Origin of the sequence: Skermanella stibiiresistens SB22, assembly GCF_000576635.1 — a bacterium.
In the GTDB taxonomy this organism is placed as follows: domain Bacteria; phylum Pseudomonadota; class Alphaproteobacteria; order Azospirillales; family Azospirillaceae; genus Skermanella; species Skermanella stibiiresistens.
The window spans coordinates 1-17,764 of sequence record NZ_AVFL01000031.1 but is presented as its reverse complement, the minus strand read 5'-3'; the positions used below and the strand labels follow the sequence as shown (position 1 = coordinate 17,764).

Genomic DNA, 17,764 nt, shown 5'->3' with positions numbered 1-17,764 from the left:
GCGCCAGGTTGTGCCAAGGCTCGGACGGTCGCCGCGGTGGCGACGGCGGGGGAGGCGCGCCTTCCCCGCCGTCGCGGATCAGGCGGCCCTGACGGTGGCCAGGAACTTCACGACTTGTCGACGCAGGGAGGTCGAATCCGCGGCGAGACCCGCCGCCGCGTCCAGCATCCGCGTGGCGGCGGTCCCCGTCTCGGAGGCCGCCTGGGTGACGCCGGCGATGTTGCCGCCGACCTCGGCTGTGCCGGCGGCGGCCCGCTGCACGTTGCCCGCGATGTCGCGGGTGGCGGCACCCTGCTCCTCCACCGCCGAGGCGATCGCGGTGGTGATCTCGTCGATCGTCCCGATCGTGCCGGTGATGCCGCCGATGGCCTCGACCGCGTCGCTGGTCGCCCGCTGGATCTCGGCCACCTTGGCCTGGATGCCGTTGGTGGCGTTCGCCGTCTGGTTGGCCAAGGCCTTCACCTCGGACGCGACCACGGCGAAGCCCTTGCCCTGCTCGCCGGCTCTGGCCGCCTCGATGGTGGCGTTCAGCGCCAACAGGTTGGTTTGGCCCGCGATGGAATTGATCAGGTTGACCACTTCGCCGATCTCGTTGGCCGCGACCGCCAACCCCTCGATCAACTCGCTGGCGCGCCCGGCCTCGGTGACGGCCCGCGCGGAGATCCGCGTCGAGGTCTCGACCTGGCGTCCGATCTCGGTGACGGAGGCGCTGAGTTCCTCGGCGGCGGCCGCCACCGTGTTGACGTTGACGCTCGCCTGCCCGGAGGCGACCGAGACCGCCATGGCTTGACGGCTGGCCCGCTCCGCCGTGGTCGACAGGGCGGCGGCCGCGCCCTCCATCTCCGTGGCCGCGGCGGCGACGGTGTCCACCACCCCGCCGACCCCGGCCTCGAACTCGTCCGCGAGCCTCAGCAGCATGGCCTTGCGCTCTGCCTCGGCGGCCGCCTTGCGCTCGGTCGCCTCCCGCTCCAGGCGCCGCATCCCCAGGGCGTTGTCCTTGAACACCTGGAGGGCCTGGGCCAGCGCGCCGACCTCGTCCCCGCGGCCGGTGCCGAGCACCTCGACCTCGAGGTCGCCGGCGGCGATCACCCGCATCGCCGCGATGACTTCCGCCAGAGGGCGCGCGACCAAGCGCAGCGCGATGAAGCCAAGCAGCGCCATGGCCGACGCGAGCCCGGCGCCCGAGACGGCGTATAGCAGCCATGTCGCGTCGGCGGCGAGCTTGGCACCGTCGGCGCGCTCCAGCTTGAGCGCCCGCTCGTTGTACGACGTCACCTCCTGGATCAGGCGGGCGAGTTCGGTCCGGATCCCCAGGCCCTCCGCCGAGGAGAGCGCCTGCGCCTCCTCGTCACGGGACTGGAGGGTCAGGTCCATCACCCTTCGCGCGATCCCCTCGTACTGGCCGATCATGGCCGTGAGCCTCTCGAGCACGGCCCGGCGCTCCGGCAGGGAGAGCGGGATGATGAGCTCCGCCGCCTTGTTCGCCCGGGCGATGCGCTCGTCGAAGAGCTTGACGCTCTCCCGCTTCCTCTCCTGGGTGGTCTCGACGATGACGTTCTTCTCGGCGACCGCCGAGGCGTTGACGGCGGCCTCGATCTGGAAGGCGAGCGAGGTGCGTTCCGCGGTCCGGCCGATCGCGGTGTCGAGGGAGAGGGCCAGCCGCTCGAGCGACCACTGGGCCTCCCAGACGATGGCGCCGGTCACCAGCAGCAGGATGGCGACCGGGAAGGCGAGCTTGTGGACCAGCTTGAGGTTCGTGAACCAGTGGAACATGATGGTTTCCGGATCGGGCCAGCCTTCGCGGGCCATGTGGGTTTGGGTGCGGCTATCCCAAAGATGTAAATCTTTATTGCAAAACCTGATTTGATCAGGATCAATCGACACTGGGAAAAGACCGTGCCGGATCATCCGCCCGGAGTGTTTGGGGCGGTCGCGCCACGGTGGGCGGGATCAGCCCGGCACAGCCGCGTCCAGGATCCTCTGGTGGCCCCTCTCCACCAGGTATTCCCGCGCCGCCTCGATCCACCCCACGGAGCCCCCATCGTCGTACAGGGAGATGGAGTCCTCATACATGGTCATCAGCATGATCATGTTGACGTCCTTGTGGGGCGTCGCGAAGTAGCAATGGAGTAGACAGTCCAGCAGGGTCTTGGCGCAGAACGCCTCCAGACGGTGACGTTCGGAGGCGGTGAGACCCATCGTCTGAATATCGAGCATGACATCCGATTTCCACTGACCATTACACGGATTGAATTCGTTAATGATTGTTAATGATTGTTAATGATCCACTTTCCCATGATGATGTGTTTCCCCCATCGAGTCATTACGGGAAAACACCTATACCTCTTCTCGACGATTATTTTTCTTGTCCGCCAAATAGCCGTCGCCTTCGATCTCCCAACCCACCAGGGAAAGCTGGGCGCGCAGGATCGCGAGGCGTCGCGTGAGATCCGGGGACGCGAGACCAAGGGACACCTCGTCGATGGCCTTCAGGGCATCGCTCATGTGGTTCAGGGGCATCATGCATATCCCATAGTGATTTGTACGACGCATGGCATACATCTTATGTCTTAATGAATCATCAACATGCTGTTGGATATGGCTCGCGACAGCTTGAACCGAGCCATTGGATTGCGATGCAAAATGCGAATTCATTCATCACCACCCAAGACGAATTCGCATTTCGCCTCTTGGTTAACCGTCATTAACCACAAGTGAATCGACCAATATCACGCATTCATGTTCTTAAGGTTAGGGTGATCAAGCAAAAATATAAGCTTTCGCTAACACGGATCATCGAAGGCATCGGTTTTTTATTTGGGGAAGTTGGCATCGGTCTTGCTGATGACACTCCACGCTGGAGTATGGTTTCAAGATGAAGAGCCAAGAGCGCATCATGCCGCGAACCAACAAGTACGACCGCCGCGCCATCCTGCGGCACCTGACGATTGGAGGGGTCGCCGCCTGTCCGATCTGCGCGACCGTCGCCAGGGCCGTCGCCGGCGAGGCCCACCACGGCGCCGGCGGTGGGGCGCCGCGGTGGACCTACGAGGGCGCCGAGGGGCCGGAACGTTGGGGTGTGTTGACCCCCGAGTTCCGCTCCTGCTCGCTTGGCCTGGAACAGACCCCGATCGACATCAACAAGGCCATCAGGGCCGAGACCGGAGCCCTCGACGTCTCGTTCGTTCCCGCCCCGGCGACGGTCGTCAACAACGGCCACACCATCCAGGTCAACTGCGGATCCGGAAGTCACAGCGTCATCTCCGGCATCCGCCACGAACTCCTCCAGTTCCACTTCCATCATCCATCGGAACACCTGCTGTCCGGCAAGGCCTTCCAGATGGAATGCCACTTCGTGCACAAGGCGGCCTCGGGCGCGCTGGCGGTGATCGGCGTCCTGATCAACGCCGGAGCCGCCAACACGGCCCTGGACCCGGTGTGGGACGTCATGCCGACCAAGGCGGGCGAGGAGGTTGGGCTGGCCGGCGTCTTCGATCCCGCCCCCCTGCTGCCCGTCCAACGCGCCCACTACCGCTACGTCGGTTCGTTGACCACGCCACCATGCTCGGAGGGCGTCACCTGGACCATCCTCGGCGCGCCGATCGAGGCATCGACCGCGCAGATCGCCAGGTTCGCGGCCCTGTTCCCGAACAACGCCCGGCCGGTCCAGGGCCGCAACCGCCGCTTCCTCCTCGAGTCATTCTGATCCCGCGCCTCCACCAGGAACCCACCCGATGTCATCCTCCCCCTCCGGATCCCGACTGGGCGCCGCGTTCGACAACACCAGGATCCAAACCAAGATCGGCTTGGCCTCGGGCATGGTGCTGGTCGTCATGACCGGCCTGTCGGCCCAGAGCTGCGTCTCGCTCAACAGGATCAACCACGAGTTCGACACCTACGCGGGCAGCGTCGAGGTCGTCGACGCCGCCCGCGTGATCGACCGGGACATGGTCGATCTCCGCCGCCACGTCCGGGAGTACGCCTTCACCGGGCATCCCGACAGCACCGGGAAGGCGCGCGCCGCGATCACCCAACTGCGCGCGGATTTCGAGAAGGCGGGGGCCGTGGTCCGGCTGGAGGACCAGAAGGCCAGCCTGGCCGCCAGCAGGGAGCTCTTCGACACCTACGCCGGCGACTTCGACAACATCGTCGCGTGGAAGACCGAGGGGGAGAAGTTGGTCGCCGATGTCCTCGATCCCGATGGATCGGCGGCGGCGCGGGATCTCGAGGAGCTCAGGCTGCTGGCGGTGAGGGAGGGTGACGGCGACGCCGCCATGCTGGCGGGCGCCGCCCTCGAGACGCTGCTCCAGGGCCGATTGGCCGCCAACAAGACGCTGGCGCGCCACGACAAGGCCTCGGCCGAGGCGGCGGAGGAGAGGTTCGCCACCCTCGGCCGCACCCTCCAGGCGCTGGCCGACGCCAGCGCCGGCAAACCCTACGGGAAGGCGGCGACCGAGACGAGGGAGTTGGCCAAGGCTTACCGCGAGGCGTTCGAGCGGGCGGCGGACCTGGGCCAAAGGATCGATCACGAGATCACCGGCCCCATGTTCCAGGCCGCCAACGAGCTGTCGGCCGACGCCGCCCGGATCCGCGACGGCGCGATCGAGGAGGAGCACCGCATCGAGGCCGAGACGAACGCCTTCATCGAGTTCACCGAGAACCTCATCCTCGGCCTGTCGGTCGCGGGCTTCCTGCTCGGCGCCACGCTGGCCTGGATGATCGGCCGGGCGATCTCCCGCCCGATCACGGGGATGACGGACGCGATGAGACGGCTGGCGGGTGGTGACCGGACCGTCGGGATCCCGGGTGTCGGGCGCCTGGACGAGATCGGCGCCATGGCCGAAGCCGTCGACGTCTTCAAGCAAAACGCCATCACCGCCGACCGGCTGGCCACCGAACAGCGGACGGAACAGGCGAGGAAGGAGGCCCGGACCGCCGAGGTCATGAGGTTGGTCGGCGACTTCGACGGCTCGGTGTCGATGATCCTGCGCACCGTCTCGTCCGCCGCCACCGAGCTCGACGGCACGGCCCAGAGCATGGCGGCGATCGCCGAGGAGACCGATCGGCAGGCGACCGCCTCGGCGGCGGCGGCGGAGCAGACCTCGGTCAACGTCCAGACCGTGGCGTCGGCCACCGAGGAGATGACCGGCTCGCTCCACGAGATCGCCCGCCAGGTCACCCGCTCCAACACCATCGCCACCCAGGCGGTGGAGCAGGCGGAGCGGACCAACGCCACCGTGCGGGGGTTGGCCGACGCGGCTCGGACGATCAACGAGGTGGTCGTCCTGATCTCCGACATCGCCAGCCAGACCAACCTGCTGGCGCTCAACGCCACGATCGAGGCGGCGCGCGCCGGCGAGGCCGGCAAGGGGTTCGCGGTGGTGGCCTCCGAGGTCAAGAGCCTGGCCAACCGGACGAGCCGGGCGACGGGCGAGATCTCGGCCCAGATCAGCGCCATGCAGGCGGCGACCGAGGGAGCGGTCACCGCCATCCAGGACATCGGCGTCACGATTGGCGCGATCAACGACAGCTCCACCACGATCGCGGCGGCGGTCGAGGAGCAGTCGGCGGCCACGGCGGAGATCTCGCGCAACGTCACCCAGGCCGCCGCCGGGACGCGCGAGGTCTCGGCCAACGTCTCCCAGGTCACCCAGGCGTCGCAGCAGACCGGCGCCGCCGCGAGCCAGGTGCTGGGGGCCGCCGGCGAGTTGGCCCAGCAGGCCGAGATGCTGCGCGGCGAGGTGGAGCGCTTCCTCGCCGGTATCCAGGCGGCCTGATCATGGGAAGCGTCCATAACATCGATCCCGCCAAGGCACGGGGGGTGCGCGAACCACGCGCCCCCGATAACCCGAACCCGGCGGAGGCTCTGCGACGCATTGGCGAACAACTGGCCGAGACGCGGCTCGGCCTCACGGTGGCGGAGATCCATCTCGTCCTGGTCTCGGATCGTTTGGACCGCGTCCTCGATCATGGTGAAAGAACGATGGACTTCGTCCGGGAATGCCAGGAAGCCCGCGAACTGACGGATATTGCCGAGATGGAGCGTGTCCGTGACAGGTTGAGGGCGGTGCTGACCGATCTCGACGCGACCCGGCCTTGACGCCTGCGGTCTTTGCCCGGAGAGGGGTGGTCGTCGCCGACATGGTCCTTGGCGATCGCTCCCGGGTGGCTGGATCCACCTCGTTCACGACGTGGCCAGCTCGGGTTTGGTGGCGTCCACGGCACCTGGGGGTTGGACATCCTCGACAGCCGGTCTCCCGTGGTCTCCGAGATTTTCCGATCGGTGGCCCGGAAGGGAGCCGTTCACGATCCCCATGTTAGGTTGGAATCATGGAACAACCCCTGTTGGACGCCCTGGCCTACTGGGAGGGCAAGAGATCCGACCGCCGGATGCCCGCCCGCCGCGACCTCGACCCCGTCCTCGAGGTTCCGCGCCTGCTGCCCTGGCTCATCCTGGTCGACGTGCTCCGGAAGCCGCTGGACTTCCGATACCGGTTGATCGGCTCGGGCGTCGTGGACAGATCGGGTCGGAACAACACAGGCAAGCTCATCTCGGAGCTGCCCGGCGTCGGGCCCGACAGCCTCCTCTGGAGGCCGCGGGCCACGGTCGTCGCGACCGGCGTCCCATTGAGGTGCGAACCGCCCTACGTCGGTCCGACCCCCGGCGTGCATGGGGTCGTCGCCCTCCACCTGCCGCTCTCCGACGATGGGGAGACGGTGAGCATGATCCTCACCATGACGATGTTCCACGGCGGTTCCGGCCAGCATCCGACCGCCTGACACGCCACGTCCACCCGATCCATGATCGTGAAGGGGCGTCTTTCCCGACCCTTCGCCCATCGGGTGGTACGTATTTGTCCTGATTGCGCCGTCTTCCAGAAGTCCCGGAAGATGTCGCCAACAGGGAACCGCCCAACATTCTTGACCCTTGGCGCGACGGAAGGGGATGCCATGGCCGGGAAGAACCGACAGCCCGCGAACGACACCCAGGCTTTGATCGCCGGCATCGGGCACGCCCTGTCGGCCCTGTCGATCGCGCTCATCGAGAGCGGCGCCGTCCGTGCTGAGGTGCTCGACGCGGCCGCCGGTCCCGCCTCCGCCATCGAGGGCGTCGAGGGTCTGTTCTGTCAGATCATCCGAGCCGCGGCCGCCACGCCGAAGCCCGGAACCTGAGGGTGGGCGGCCGGACACCCCGCCCGGGCGCCCGCGACCCGGCTCAGCCAGCCGCGCCGGAATCGAACAAACCGCCGACCGCGCCCAGAAGGTTGTTGGCGTTGACCGGTTTGACGAGCACGGGAGCCCGTGGATGGCGCTCACCCGCCACGCCGCCTCCCTGGTAGCCGGTGCAGAACACGAACGGCACACCCATGTCCTCGAGGGCGGAGGCAACGGGATCGACGGTCGCGCCGAACAGGTTGACGTCCAGCACGGCGGCGTCGGGCGGGCCGGAGCGCAGCAGGTCGAGCGCGTCCTCGACCCGGCCGACCGGCCCCAGCACGACGTAGCCGGCGCCCTCCAGGAGTTGCTGGAGCGCCATCGCCGTCAGCGCCTCGTCCTCGGCCACCAGGATCCGGCGACCGGGGATCGCGGGCGGGGCTGGAGCCCATTGCGGCTGGTGGATCGTGACGGTCCCACCGACGCCGCTGCCCTGCCAGGTGTCCTCCGGTAGGGTGATCAGGCACGCCAATCCCGGAGCGGCCCAGTACAGCTCGAGCGCGCCGCCCAGTTGCCCCTCGATCACCTGGCGCAGCAGGACCGAGCCGAAGCCTTGGCGCGTGGGTTCCCCCAGGATCTCCGGACCACCAATCTCCTGCCACCACAGGCACAGGGTGTTCCCGACCTCGGGAGGCGACCAGACGACCTCGACCCGGCCTACGGGGTGCGACAAGGCACCATGCTTGACGGCGTTGGTCGCCAGCTCGTGCAACGCCAGCGACACCGCCTGGCTGGCCTCGGGTCGGATCGACACGGGTGGGCCGGACAGGCGGAAGCTCTCCTCGCCGGCGCGGGCGAGGAGTTCCTCCAGCAGCAGTCTGCGCAGGTCCGCGCCGGACCAGCGCGCCGACGCCAGGACCGAGTGGGCCCGCGCCATCGCCTGGATGCGTCCCTCCACCGCCCGGGTGAACTCGGCGGGATCCTCCGAACGGGAGAGTTGGACGATGGATTGCACCACCATCAGGGCGTTCTTGGCCCGGTGGTCGACCTCGCGCATCAGGAGCTTGATCCGCTCCTCGCCGTCGCGCCGCTCCGTCATGTCGGCCGCCATGGAGACCACCAGCCGGTGACCGGTCTCATCGGCACCGATCGGGGCCGACCGGAAGGCCCAGGTCCTGCGTCGACCCGACGCGGTGCGGATGACGTACTCGCCCTCGTCGATCGGTCGATCCAGCGCGTAGAGGCGCTCGATGTCGGAGCGGACCACGGCGCCTTCGGGAGCGTCCCCGCCATAGGCCCGGTCGATCCAGTCCCGCACGTTCGCCAACTCCCCGCGGGTGTAGCCGGTGATGTCGAGCCAGGCGCGGCTGACGTGGAGGATCTCCCCGGCCTCGGAATGGACCATGGCGGGGAACGGCGCGCCATCGACCACGCGGCGTAGCCGGTCGCGCTCCGCCGCCTCGCGCCGCTCCGCGTTCCGCCGGGCCGAGATGTCGCGCATGATCCCGGTGAAGAACCGCTCGCCCGAGGAGTCGCGCCACTGGGCGATCGACAGCTCCAACGGGAACGGCGCGCCATCCGCCCGGCGCCCCTCAACCTCCCGTCCGATGCCGATGATCCGTCGGACACCGGTCCGCAGGTAGGCCTCGACGTAGCCGTCGTGGGCGGCGGCCTGGGCGTCCCCCATCAGCACGCGGACGTTCCTTCCGAGAAGGTCCTCGGGAGCGTGCCCGAACATCCGGGCCGTCGCGGGGTTGCACGACCGGATCACGCCGTCCTCGCCGATCACGACCATGGCGTCGACGGCGGACTCGAACACCGCGCGGTACTGCTCGGAGGTCGACTGCAGGGTGCGGTCCCTGATATCCAGCGTGTCCGCCATCAGGTTGAAGTCAGTGGCCAATCGGGCGAACTCCACGGCGTTCCCGTCGACCCACGCGCGCGCCGCCAAATCCCCCGAGCGCCACCACCGCCAGATGGGCCGCGGGAGCGCGGACGTACTGGCGGCCAAGCCAGAGCGCCAGCAGGACGGAGCCGATGGCGGCGACGGCGAGCGGGAGGAGCGTCAGGAGCCGCGCCCGCCGGATGGCGCTCAGGGCGCCCGCCTGGTCGAGTCCGACGGGGACGAACAGGTTGGTGGGTCCCCCACCGACCGGCGAGAAGGCGACCAGCCGCGTCGTTCCATCGAGATCCCGCAACTCGCGCGCGCCGCCATCGCCCTGGAGCGCCAGTGTCATCAAATCATCGGGGAGGCGCGCGCCGGTCAATCCGCCGACATCGGGAATCCTGGCGAGGATGGTCCCGGTACGGTCGGCCACCGTCAGCGTCGCGTTTGGGGGCAGGGGCTCGTCGACCCCGAGCGCGCCAAGCGAGTGGGTGGCGAGCAGCGCCGCGACGACGCCAACCACCGCGCCGGTGACGCGGTCCCGGATCGGCACCGCCAACGGCAGGGCGGGTCCGCCGCCCGTCCGCGCGACGACATGGGATCCCACGGCGAACCGCGCGCCGCCCAGCGCCGCCACGAGAGGCTCGCGTTCGGCGGCGTCGAGGCCGACCAGGGGGACCTCGGTGGCGCACCTGACGACGCCGCGATCATCCGTGACATGGATGTCGAGATGGGCGGGAAGCTCCTCCGCCAGACGGTCGAGCAGATCCTGGCACCCATCCCAATCCCGCTCGATGACCACCTTGGTCTGGCGCAGCACGGTCAGGATCTGACGGACACCGGCGATGGTCGCGGCTTGTCGGTCCTCGATCAGGGCCAGGAGGCGCAGGGCCTCGGCCCGGGTGGCGTCGACCTGCCGGCTTTCCAGTTCCAGGGTCGACCACGCCTGAAGGAGGCTGACCGGTACCAGGGCGCAGCCGACGACCAACATGAGCCGGTGGACGAGTTGGAGCCTCATGACGATGCCATTGGGATAGGGCTCCGGCACCTCGACGGGGACGGATGATGGCGGAAATCACCTGGCCTTTGGGATAGGGAGTGGAGCGGCGTTCGCTTCCCATCGCCCTACACACGCGTGAGGGCAAACGGAACCAGATGCCAAACAGAAAAGATCCGATATGACATTCATGCCAAAAAAGTGCCTTGAGGCACTTATGTTTCAATATCCCGGACAGGCATGAACCAAAGATTGAAATTTTCACTTCATCAAACAGCGGTCTCGTTCACCTTGACCAAAGCTGGTTCGCGAACCGGCGCAAACACCCCAACCATGCGGCGGTGTCGAAAACCGTGAACCAGGCCCACTTTGTCTGTGGTTTCCACGACGGAGGCGTTCGCGCGGGCTCTGTCGCGGCTTTTCGCGGGGTAATGGATTGGATGGAGGGGCGAGTCTTGGGACGCGGGAAGCGACGAAGGCATGCGGAACTGGAAGAACCCGGCAAGGACCGGCGGATCACGGCGGAAGTGATCCTGTCGGCGATACGCTGGTATCTGCGGTTCCCGCTTTCGTGTCGCGATCTTGAACTGATGCTTCGGGACCGCGCCATGTTGGTCGAATCACACCCTTTGTCTCCATCATAACATTGCAATAGAAACAGCATCAACGTCTTGCCAGTACCCTTGCAACATCAGGTGCGCAGGAAATCGGTGGTCGGCGTAGGACGGAGCAGAGGGGCTGTGATGCCTACCCCATCCTCGCCAACCACCCGCCTCCACAAGGCCCGGCACCCAAGTTGCCGGTGCTAGCCTTGAGGAAGGCTTGTCATCACATTGTCCTACTCTGATCGCCCACCCGACTTCAGGCATGGTGCTTCCCGACTTCAGCGCGATCAGATCGTGGTCAAGTCGGCCAGAACTAGCCGATGATCAGGTCATTGTGATGATAATGCAAAGAGTTCAACAGAACCTGCTCAAGGCTGTCCACTCCGTCTAAAGTGTCATATGGTGAACCCATATAAGGCTTGTCCTGCCAATCATAAGCACTCAAGAGAACAGATCCGTTTCCATAGGAGCCTCCAACGATGACCGGTACATCCTTGTTCCTAATCGCGAGAACGTCAGCGTCAGGATCAACACTCGAAAAGAACCGGAAAAACTCTGTGGAACCGAAACTTGAGTATCCTTCTCCTATCTTATTGGAAAGCCCAGAAAGCTCTCCCTCCTCAGTGAATGAAATGACTGTATTGTAATTAACGTAGCCACCCCCTTGTATTTTCGTTGATCCGAGCATGTTTGCAGTATTAGCAGCCCAATCCGCCGCATCCCATTCTGTTATCAGAAGACCTCCATCGTGAACCCAGTTCTTGATTGATTCAGTGCCGCTTGTTCGATTCAGGATGACTACATCATATCGCTCCAAGTGGGCTTCAGAGTATGCTTCCGACTGATATCCACTTTGATTCAGGAAATGCGAGAACAGGTCTTGTCCTTTGACTCCGATCCGTAGCGGTCCCGACTGCTCTGTCACATCTTCAATCGCAACCGTGAACGATCCTGATGCTTCTCCTCCCTTTCCGTCCTCCGCAAAGACGACGAAATCTAGGCTCGCACCGTCTTTCTCGTAATCAAAAGCCCGAGCGTTCGTAACCTCGCCGGTGTTGGGATCAATAACAAAGTTTCCGTCGGACTGAACCCGCTCGCCGCTCTCGCCCTTGAAGTAGTAGGATATGTTATCACCATCAACGTCAATCGCATTCAGGTCGGCGACTTGAAACCCAGCCGCGATGTTTTCCTTGATGGATCCGGAAGCGAGATTGGAAATGCTTGTCGGAGCATCATTGGTCCCCGTCACGGCCACCGTGATCGTCTCGCTGGCGGTGCCGTCCGCCGATCTCACCGACAAGGTCTGTTCGACGGTCTCGCCCGCCCCCAGCGCCTGAGCCGCGGCGTTGTCGATCTGGAAGCCCCAAGCGCCGGTCAGATGGTCGAAGGAGAAGGTTCCGTGGCTCGCCGTCAGGCTTGTGGGATCAACGGCCTGGAACCGGTTCTCGCCCGTATCGACATCCGCCACCGTCAGCATGCCGCCGGTCGAGGGAGTGCCGTCCTCGACCACCGCGCCGCCGGCGGTACCGGAGATCGTGGCGGCGTCGTTGGCGCCGTTGATCGTCAGCGTGACGCTCGCGGTCGTCGAGAAGCCCTGGTCATCGGAAACCGTGTATTTGAACGTGACCTGCTCGGTCTCCCCTCCCCTCAGATGCTGGAACGCCTGGCCAGGATCGTAGGTGAAGGTGTTGTCCGGGTTCAGCTTGAGCGCGCCCGGCAGATCGTGGGCATCGAAACCGGTGACCCTGAGCGCCGAATTGCCGGCGGCCAGGAGGTCGACGTCATTGCCGAGCACCGAGAAGGTGACGGCCGAGTCTTCGCCGGTGGCCGCAGCGTCGTCGTGGGCCTCCACCGGCGCCACCAGCACCAGCTTCTCGAACTGCCGGACCGTGAGGTCGAAGGACTTGAACTGGTACATCCAATTGCCGTCGCCGGCGAGATGCGTTTGGAGTCGGGAAACGTCGGCCAGGATCGCGGCATCCTTGGCCTCCGCGGCCGAGAACACCAGCTGGAGCGTGTCGCTGCCGCCTTCGCCCCAGTAGTCGTCGTGCGCGCCGGCGCTGTCCGCGATCACGTGTCGGACGGTGTCGTTGCCACCGCCGAGGTAGGCGGTGTCGCTACCGCCCCCGAGATTGACCGTGTCATTGCCCTCACCAGCCCAAACCTGATCGTTGCCGGAACCGGTCGTGATCTTGTCGGCGCCGGCGCCGGTGTAGACACGGTTGACCCCGTCACCGGCGTTGATCGTGTTGTCGCCCTCGCCGGCGTAGATCTGGTCGTCACCCGAACCGGTGGTGATCTTGTCGGCGCCGGCGCCCGCGGTCACGCGGTTGTTGCCGTTTCCGGCATCCACGGTGTTGGCACCCTCACCGGCGTTGATCTCATCGTTGCCGGCGCCGGCCGTGATGACGTCCCCACCGGACCCCGTGTTGATCCGGTTCCGCCCGTCGCCGGCGTTGATCGTGTTGTCACCCTCGCCGGCGTTGATCTGGTCGTCGCCGCCGCCGGTGGTGATGTTGTCCCGGCCAGAACCCGTGTTGACGATGTTGTTGCCGCCACCGGCGTCGGCGACGTTGTTGCCGCCGCCCAGGTTCAGCACGTCGTTGCCCGAACCCGCCGTCACGACGTCGTCACCGTTGCCGGCGTTGACCGTGTTGTTGCCCCCACCGGCCTTGACCGTGTTGTTGCCTTCGCCGACGTTGAACTGGTCGGCGGCATCCGATCCCTGGTGGGAGTCGTCGCCATTGGTGCCGTTGTAGGTCGCCATGTTCGCCTCTTCGTTTCTGGTTTTGTGAGTGGGAATCCCGCTCCGCGCGCCACCTCGAGGTCGCGGTTCGGGATTTGGTGGTCGTTGGGATGCGCGCGCCGGGACGGGCGCGGCCCTACTCTTCCCGGAATGCCCGGCGGAAGCGGTTCCCGAGAGGCTGGATCAGGTACTCCAGCATCGTCCGGGGGGTGGACACCACGAAACCTTCCAATGGCATGCCGGGGGAGAGACGGAGATCGCCCAGCTTGGCTCGCGACGTCTCTTCGAGCCGGATGCGGGCGAGATAGTAGGACGCTTGCGTGCGGTCGTCGGTCAGCGCGTCGGCGGACACCCAGGACACCGTGCCGTCGACCCGCGGCGTCGTGCCGGTCTGGAACGAGGTCAGCATGACCTGCGCCTCCTGCCCCTCACGCACCGAGTCGACGTCCGACGGCTGGATCCGCACCTCGGCCATCAGTTGGTCCCCCTCCGGAACCACGTCCAGGATGGCGCCGCCGGGCGGCACCACGGCGCCCGGCGCGAAGTAGGCGAGGTTCATCACCACGCCGTTCTGGGGCGCCCTGATCTCGCGCCGCGACTGCTGGGCCCGCGCGGCCTCCAGCTGCTCGGAGACGGCGGACAACTTGGTTTCGGTTTCCCGCAGGTCCGTCGCCACCTTGCGTTGCGCCTCGTGGCGCAGACCCAGGATCTGGAGATCGGTCTCGCCGATCGAGAGCCGGGCGCCCGACATCTTGCCGAGCAGCTCGGCCCGCGCGCCGTCCAGTTGCGCCGCCGCCCTTTGCAGCGCCAGCAACCGGGGACGCTTCTCGAGCCCCTTGTCGACGAGGTCGGCGACACCCCGCGTCTCCTCCCGGATGAGCGCGAGCTGCGCGTCGGTCGCCGACAGCCCAGCCTGATGGGCGGCGATCTGCGCGTTCAATTCCGCGACGCGCTGCCGCAGGATGTCGATCTGCCCGTTCAAGGCCAGGCGTTCGCGCTCGAACAGATGCTCCTGCCCGTCCAAGGCCGGCGCCACGCGCGCCTCGTCCCGGCGCCGGGCCAGCTCGTCTGGAAACCGGACCGCCGGCAGCCCGTCCCGCTGCGCCTCGAGGCGGGACCGCTCCGCCAGGAGGGAGATGTGTTGGCCGTCGAGCAGGAGAAGCTGGGCGCGCGTCTCCACGTCGTCGAGCCTGAGCAGTGGCTGGCCCTCCCGCGTCCGGTCGCCGTCGCGCACTAGCAGTTCGGCGATGATGCCACCCTTGTCGTGCTGGACAGTCTTGCGGTGCGAGTCCACCTTGAGGGTTCCCGGCGCGATGACGGCGGAGGCCAGCGGGGCCGTCGCGGCCCAGGCGGAGAAACCGCCGATCCCAATCAGGATCGAGGCCGATCCAAACAGCATCGCGCGACCGACGGGAGGACGGGCGGGCACGGCTCGCGTGGTCGGCGCGTCCGGGATCACGGGGTTCATGGTGGCTCCGGGTCCGGTTGTCATGGATGTCGTCCTCACGTCCGGGCCCGAGCCTGGATCGGTTGCGTTGGTTGAACGGACGGCCGCGCGCCTGGCTGGACCCCGTTCATCCGCCGCAGGACTTCGCCACGGGGACCGAAGGCCTCCATCACGCCCGCCCGCAGCACCAGCACCTTGTCGACGCGCGCCAGCACGGCGGGACGGTGGGCGATGACGACGACGCTGGCCCCACTCTCCTTCAGGCCCGCGATCGCCGCGTTCAGGCTCTCCTCACCCTCGGCGTCCAGGTTCGCGTTGGGCTCGTCCATCACGACGAAACGGGGCCGGCGCAGCAGCGCGCGGGCGAGCGCCAGACGTTGTCGCTGGCCACCCGACAGGTGGGTTCCGCCTTCCCCGATCTGCGTCTCGTAGCCTTTCCCGAGGCCGAGGATCATCTCGTGGACGCCGGCCATCCGGGCCGCCTCGACGATTTCGGCGGGCGAGGCGTCACCCCACCGGGCGATGTTGTCGCGCACCGTTCCCGCGAGCAACTCGACGTCCTGTGGGAGATAGCCGATGCCGCGCGCCAGATCCTCCCGTCCCCACGTCGAGACATCGGCGCCATCGAGCCGAACGACGCCGGAGCTCGGCGCCTTGACACCAACGAGCAGACGCGCCAGGACGCTCTTGCCAGCGGCGGAGGGCCCGATGACCGCGACCGCCTCGCCCGGCTCCACCCGGAACGTGACGCCCTTCAGAAGGGGGCGGGACGAACCGGGAAGCGCGTAGCACACGTTCTCGACCGAGAGGCTTCCACGCGGAGCCGGCAGCGGCATGGTCCCGGGCCGGACCTCCGGGCGGGCGAAGGACGCCTCGAGCCGCCGCCGCGCCTGAAGGGCCTGGGCGACACTTTTCCACATCGACATCGCCTGCTCCACCGGCGCCAGGGCGCGCCCCATCGTGATGGAGGCGGCGATCATGGCGCCCGACGTGACCTCATGGCGGATCACCAGCCAAGCGCCCGCTCCGAGGATGGCGATCTGCAGGCCTTGGCGGATGAACTTGGACAATCCGACCAGGAGAGACCCTCGGATCGCGGCGGAGTCCTGGTTCTCGGCGGCTGTCCGCGCGGCCGACAACCAACGCTGGCCAAGCGCTCCCGTCATGCCCAGCGCGTCGATCACCTCGGCGTTGCGGATGCCCTGTTCGACCACCCGACGCGCCGCCAGCGCGGCGGTGGCGGCCCGGCCGAAAAGGGCTTGGGTCAATCGATCGTTCGCGACCGCCAGCGCCAGGAGCAGCAGGCTGCCACCGAGGGCGACGTGGCCGAGAACCGGATGGAGCAGGTAGACGAGGGCGAGGTAGATTGGGACCCAGGGCGCGTCGAACAGCATGATGAGGGCGGGGCCGCTGATGAATCCCCTCAGCGAGGCGAGATCCCCCATCGCCTCGGATCGGTACTCGCGCCCGGCGATGGTGTCGCCGATCACGCGCTCCAGCACGGGCCGTCCGAGATGCTGTTCCAGCCAGAGGCCGACGCCGGTGGCGAGGCGCGCCCGGGCGTAGTCGATCATCGCCATGACACCCAAGGCCGCCAGCGCCATCAGCGTCAGGAGTGCCAGCGTCTCGATGGATTGGCTGCCCAGGACCCGGTCGTAGACCTGCATCATGTACAGCGACCCCGTCAAGTACAGGAGGTTGACCACGAGGCTGAACCCCGCGGCGCACAGGATTGCGGGTCGGCAGGCGCGGAGCCCGCGGTCGAGCGCTGTTTGACGCATGAAGGGAAAACTCTCCACCAGGAGGCGAGTGGCAAAAGGTTCCCAAGGATCAGATAAATTTTATCTTTTTTCATGCCATATTCGGATGTAGGCAACCACTCCGCATGGCTTCCAAAAATGTGGTACTTCTATTGAGGAACCACTTAGTCTGGTTTGACGTTGCTTATGATCAAGGTGCGAAACTTGTTGAAATAATATCTTACCGTTACGATCGATTGTTTCCAGTTAGCCCGTCTTGGAAGGTTGGTCCCATCAAGGGATCGGGTATGGCGATCCTGTCTCGTCTCCCAACCCACGACCAGACCAACAACCTCTTCCTCCCGCCCGGCCACTTGATGCACGCAACCGACCACCATGCCGAGCGAACCCGCGCCTTCCAGGCGTCGCACGATGTCTGCGGCTTAACGCTGGCCGCATGGTGCGAACCGGCCTTGTTCAGCACCAAGCTCGTCCAATCCTCCGCTCTCCCCTGAACAAATAGACGATGCCCCTGTGGCGAATGGGGGTGGGTTTCGGACAGCTCATCTCGGCGTCAGGACTGGCCGGTTTTGGGTGTGCGGATCCCTTGACCGAAATCGGGGTGCGGAAACCTGGTTCGAAACCTCCCGACCGAGTGAAAACCTAGCCTATGGGCCGACGCTTCCAAGGTTTATGAATCCGTGGAACGAGCCTTCGTCGGCTTCGTGATGACTGTCCCGACCGACATGAAAAGGTCCTCGCCGATGGGCATCTCCCGGTCGATGTGATCGACCAGGGAGAGGATAAGCATGTCTAACAGGTGTGGACATCAAGCCCGGTCCGCCCATCCTCGCGGTGCCGCGGACGGTTCCCCGCGACCGAGCTTGACGTGTAACCTTGGCGAGTTGGTCACCGTGTTCGATGGCGCGGCTCGGCGGACTGATCGTAAGCACCTGGGAGGATAACCCGTCAAGCCGCCGCGCGTTCGAGCAGCCTGGTCAGGACTGGCTTGATCGCGGATCCCGCGACCTCGTTCAGATGGAACTGTATCCGCGTCCCACCATCGGTGTGTCCAACGATGCGTGCGCTGATCGGAGTGGACCCGTCGATGCGGATCGTGATCGGGTGTCCGACCGGCCTCGCCAAGTCGATGTCGACCTGGGCACCGCCGTAGGACACGTCGACGGTCC

General features: G+C 66.3%; 15 protein-coding genes. 6 read left to right on the top strand and 9 right to left on the bottom strand.

What is annotated here, in order from left to right:
- Window positions 1-78: 78 nt before the first annotated feature.
- The 3 genes from N825_RS28770 to N825_RS28760 form a co-directional block, all read right to left on the bottom strand.
- Window positions 79-1,773 (bottom strand): methyl-accepting chemotaxis protein, encoded by a 1,695-nt coding sequence (locus N825_RS28770; protein WP_037459564.1) that lies wholly within the window; start codon window positions 1,771-1,773, stop codon window positions 79-81.
- A 177-nt stretch (window positions 1,774-1,950) separates the two neighbouring features.
- The gene (locus N825_RS28765) at window positions 1,951-2,217 is read right to left on the bottom strand and encodes a hypothetical protein (RefSeq protein WP_037459507.1); all 267 of its coding nucleotides are present in this window, start codon (window positions 2,215-2,217) and stop codon (window positions 1,951-1,953) included.
- A 120-nt stretch (window positions 2,218-2,337) separates the two neighbouring features.
- Window positions 2,338-2,523 (bottom strand): hypothetical protein, encoded by a 186-nt coding sequence (locus tag N825_RS28760; RefSeq protein WP_037459506.1) that lies wholly within the window; start codon window positions 2,521-2,523, stop codon window positions 2,338-2,340.
- A gap of 352 nt (window positions 2,524-2,875) precedes the next feature.
- Between N825_RS28760 and N825_RS28755 the strand changes: the two genes are divergently transcribed.
- The 5 genes from N825_RS28755 (at window position 2,876) to N825_RS28735 (ending at window position 7,173) form a co-directional block, all read left to right on the top strand.
- The gene (locus N825_RS28755; protein WP_198038937.1) at window positions 2,876-3,706 is read left to right on the top strand and encodes a carbonic anhydrase; all 831 of its coding nucleotides are present in this window, start codon (window positions 2,876-2,878) and stop codon (window positions 3,704-3,706) included.
- A 28-nt stretch (window positions 3,707-3,734) separates the two neighbouring features.
- A complete protein-coding gene (locus N825_RS28750; protein ID WP_037459504.1) occupies window positions 3,735-5,777 on the top strand; it encodes a methyl-accepting chemotaxis protein in 2,043 nt (680 codons plus the stop codon).
- Window positions 5,778-5,779: 2 nt separating this feature from the next.
- Entirely contained in the window at window positions 5,780-6,100 is a 321-nt protein-coding gene (locus tag N825_RS28745) for a hypothetical protein (RefSeq protein ID WP_037459502.1), read from the top strand.
- A gap of 230 nt (window positions 6,101-6,330) precedes the next feature.
- Window positions 6,331-6,780, top strand: a complete 450-nt coding sequence (locus N825_RS28740) for a PAS domain-containing protein (RefSeq protein WP_037459499.1) — start codon at window positions 6,331-6,333, stop codon at window positions 6,778-6,780.
- 171 nt (window positions 6,781-6,951) lie between these two features.
- Entirely contained in the window at window positions 6,952-7,173 is a 222-nt protein-coding gene (locus tag N825_RS28735; protein WP_037459497.1) for a hypothetical protein, read from the top strand.
- A gap of 43 nt (window positions 7,174-7,216) precedes the next feature.
- Here the strand turns inward: N825_RS28735 and N825_RS37085 are convergent, their stop codons facing one another.
- The 5 genes from N825_RS37085 to N825_RS28710 form a co-directional block, all read right to left on the bottom strand.
- Window positions 7,217-9,058: a PAS domain S-box protein gene (locus N825_RS37085; protein ID WP_157619600.1), complete on the bottom strand. Its 1,842-nt coding sequence runs from the start codon at window positions 9,056-9,058 to the stop codon at window positions 7,217-7,219.
- Window positions 9,048-10,058, bottom strand: coding sequence for a PDC sensor domain-containing protein (locus tag N825_RS28725; protein ID WP_157619599.1), 1,011 nt, complete (start codon window positions 10,056-10,058; stop codon window positions 9,048-9,050). The genes N825_RS37085 and N825_RS28725 overlap by 11 nt, the downstream gene beginning before the upstream one ends.
- An 897-nt stretch (window positions 10,059-10,955) precedes the next feature.
- Window positions 10,956-13,409: a VCBS domain-containing protein gene (locus N825_RS37080; protein WP_051513423.1), complete on the bottom strand. Its 2,454-nt coding sequence runs from the start codon at window positions 13,407-13,409 to the stop codon at window positions 10,956-10,958.
- 115 nt (window positions 13,410-13,524) lie between these two features.
- A complete protein-coding gene (locus N825_RS28715) occupies window positions 13,525-14,880 on the bottom strand; it encodes an HlyD family type I secretion periplasmic adaptor subunit (RefSeq protein WP_084165140.1) in 1,356 nt (451 codons plus the stop codon).
- 11 nt (window positions 14,881-14,891) lie between these two features.
- A complete protein-coding gene (locus tag N825_RS28710) occupies window positions 14,892-16,616 on the bottom strand; it encodes a type I secretion system permease/ATPase (RefSeq protein WP_051513419.1) in 1,725 nt (574 codons plus the stop codon).
- A gap of 266 nt (window positions 16,617-16,882) precedes the next feature.
- Here N825_RS28710 and N825_RS28705 point away from each other — a divergent pair, with 266 nt between their 5' ends.
- On the top strand, window positions 16,883-17,089 hold the full coding sequence (locus tag N825_RS28705) for a hypothetical protein (protein ID WP_037459493.1): 207 nt from the start codon (window positions 16,883-16,885) through the stop codon (window positions 17,087-17,089).
- Window positions 17,090-17,543: 454 nt separating this feature from the next.
- Here N825_RS28705 and N825_RS39880 read toward each other — a convergent pair.
- Window positions 17,544-17,764, bottom strand: a 221-nt coding sequence (locus tag N825_RS39880; protein ID WP_037459492.1) for a hypothetical protein, incomplete at its 5' end; no start/stop codon positions are given.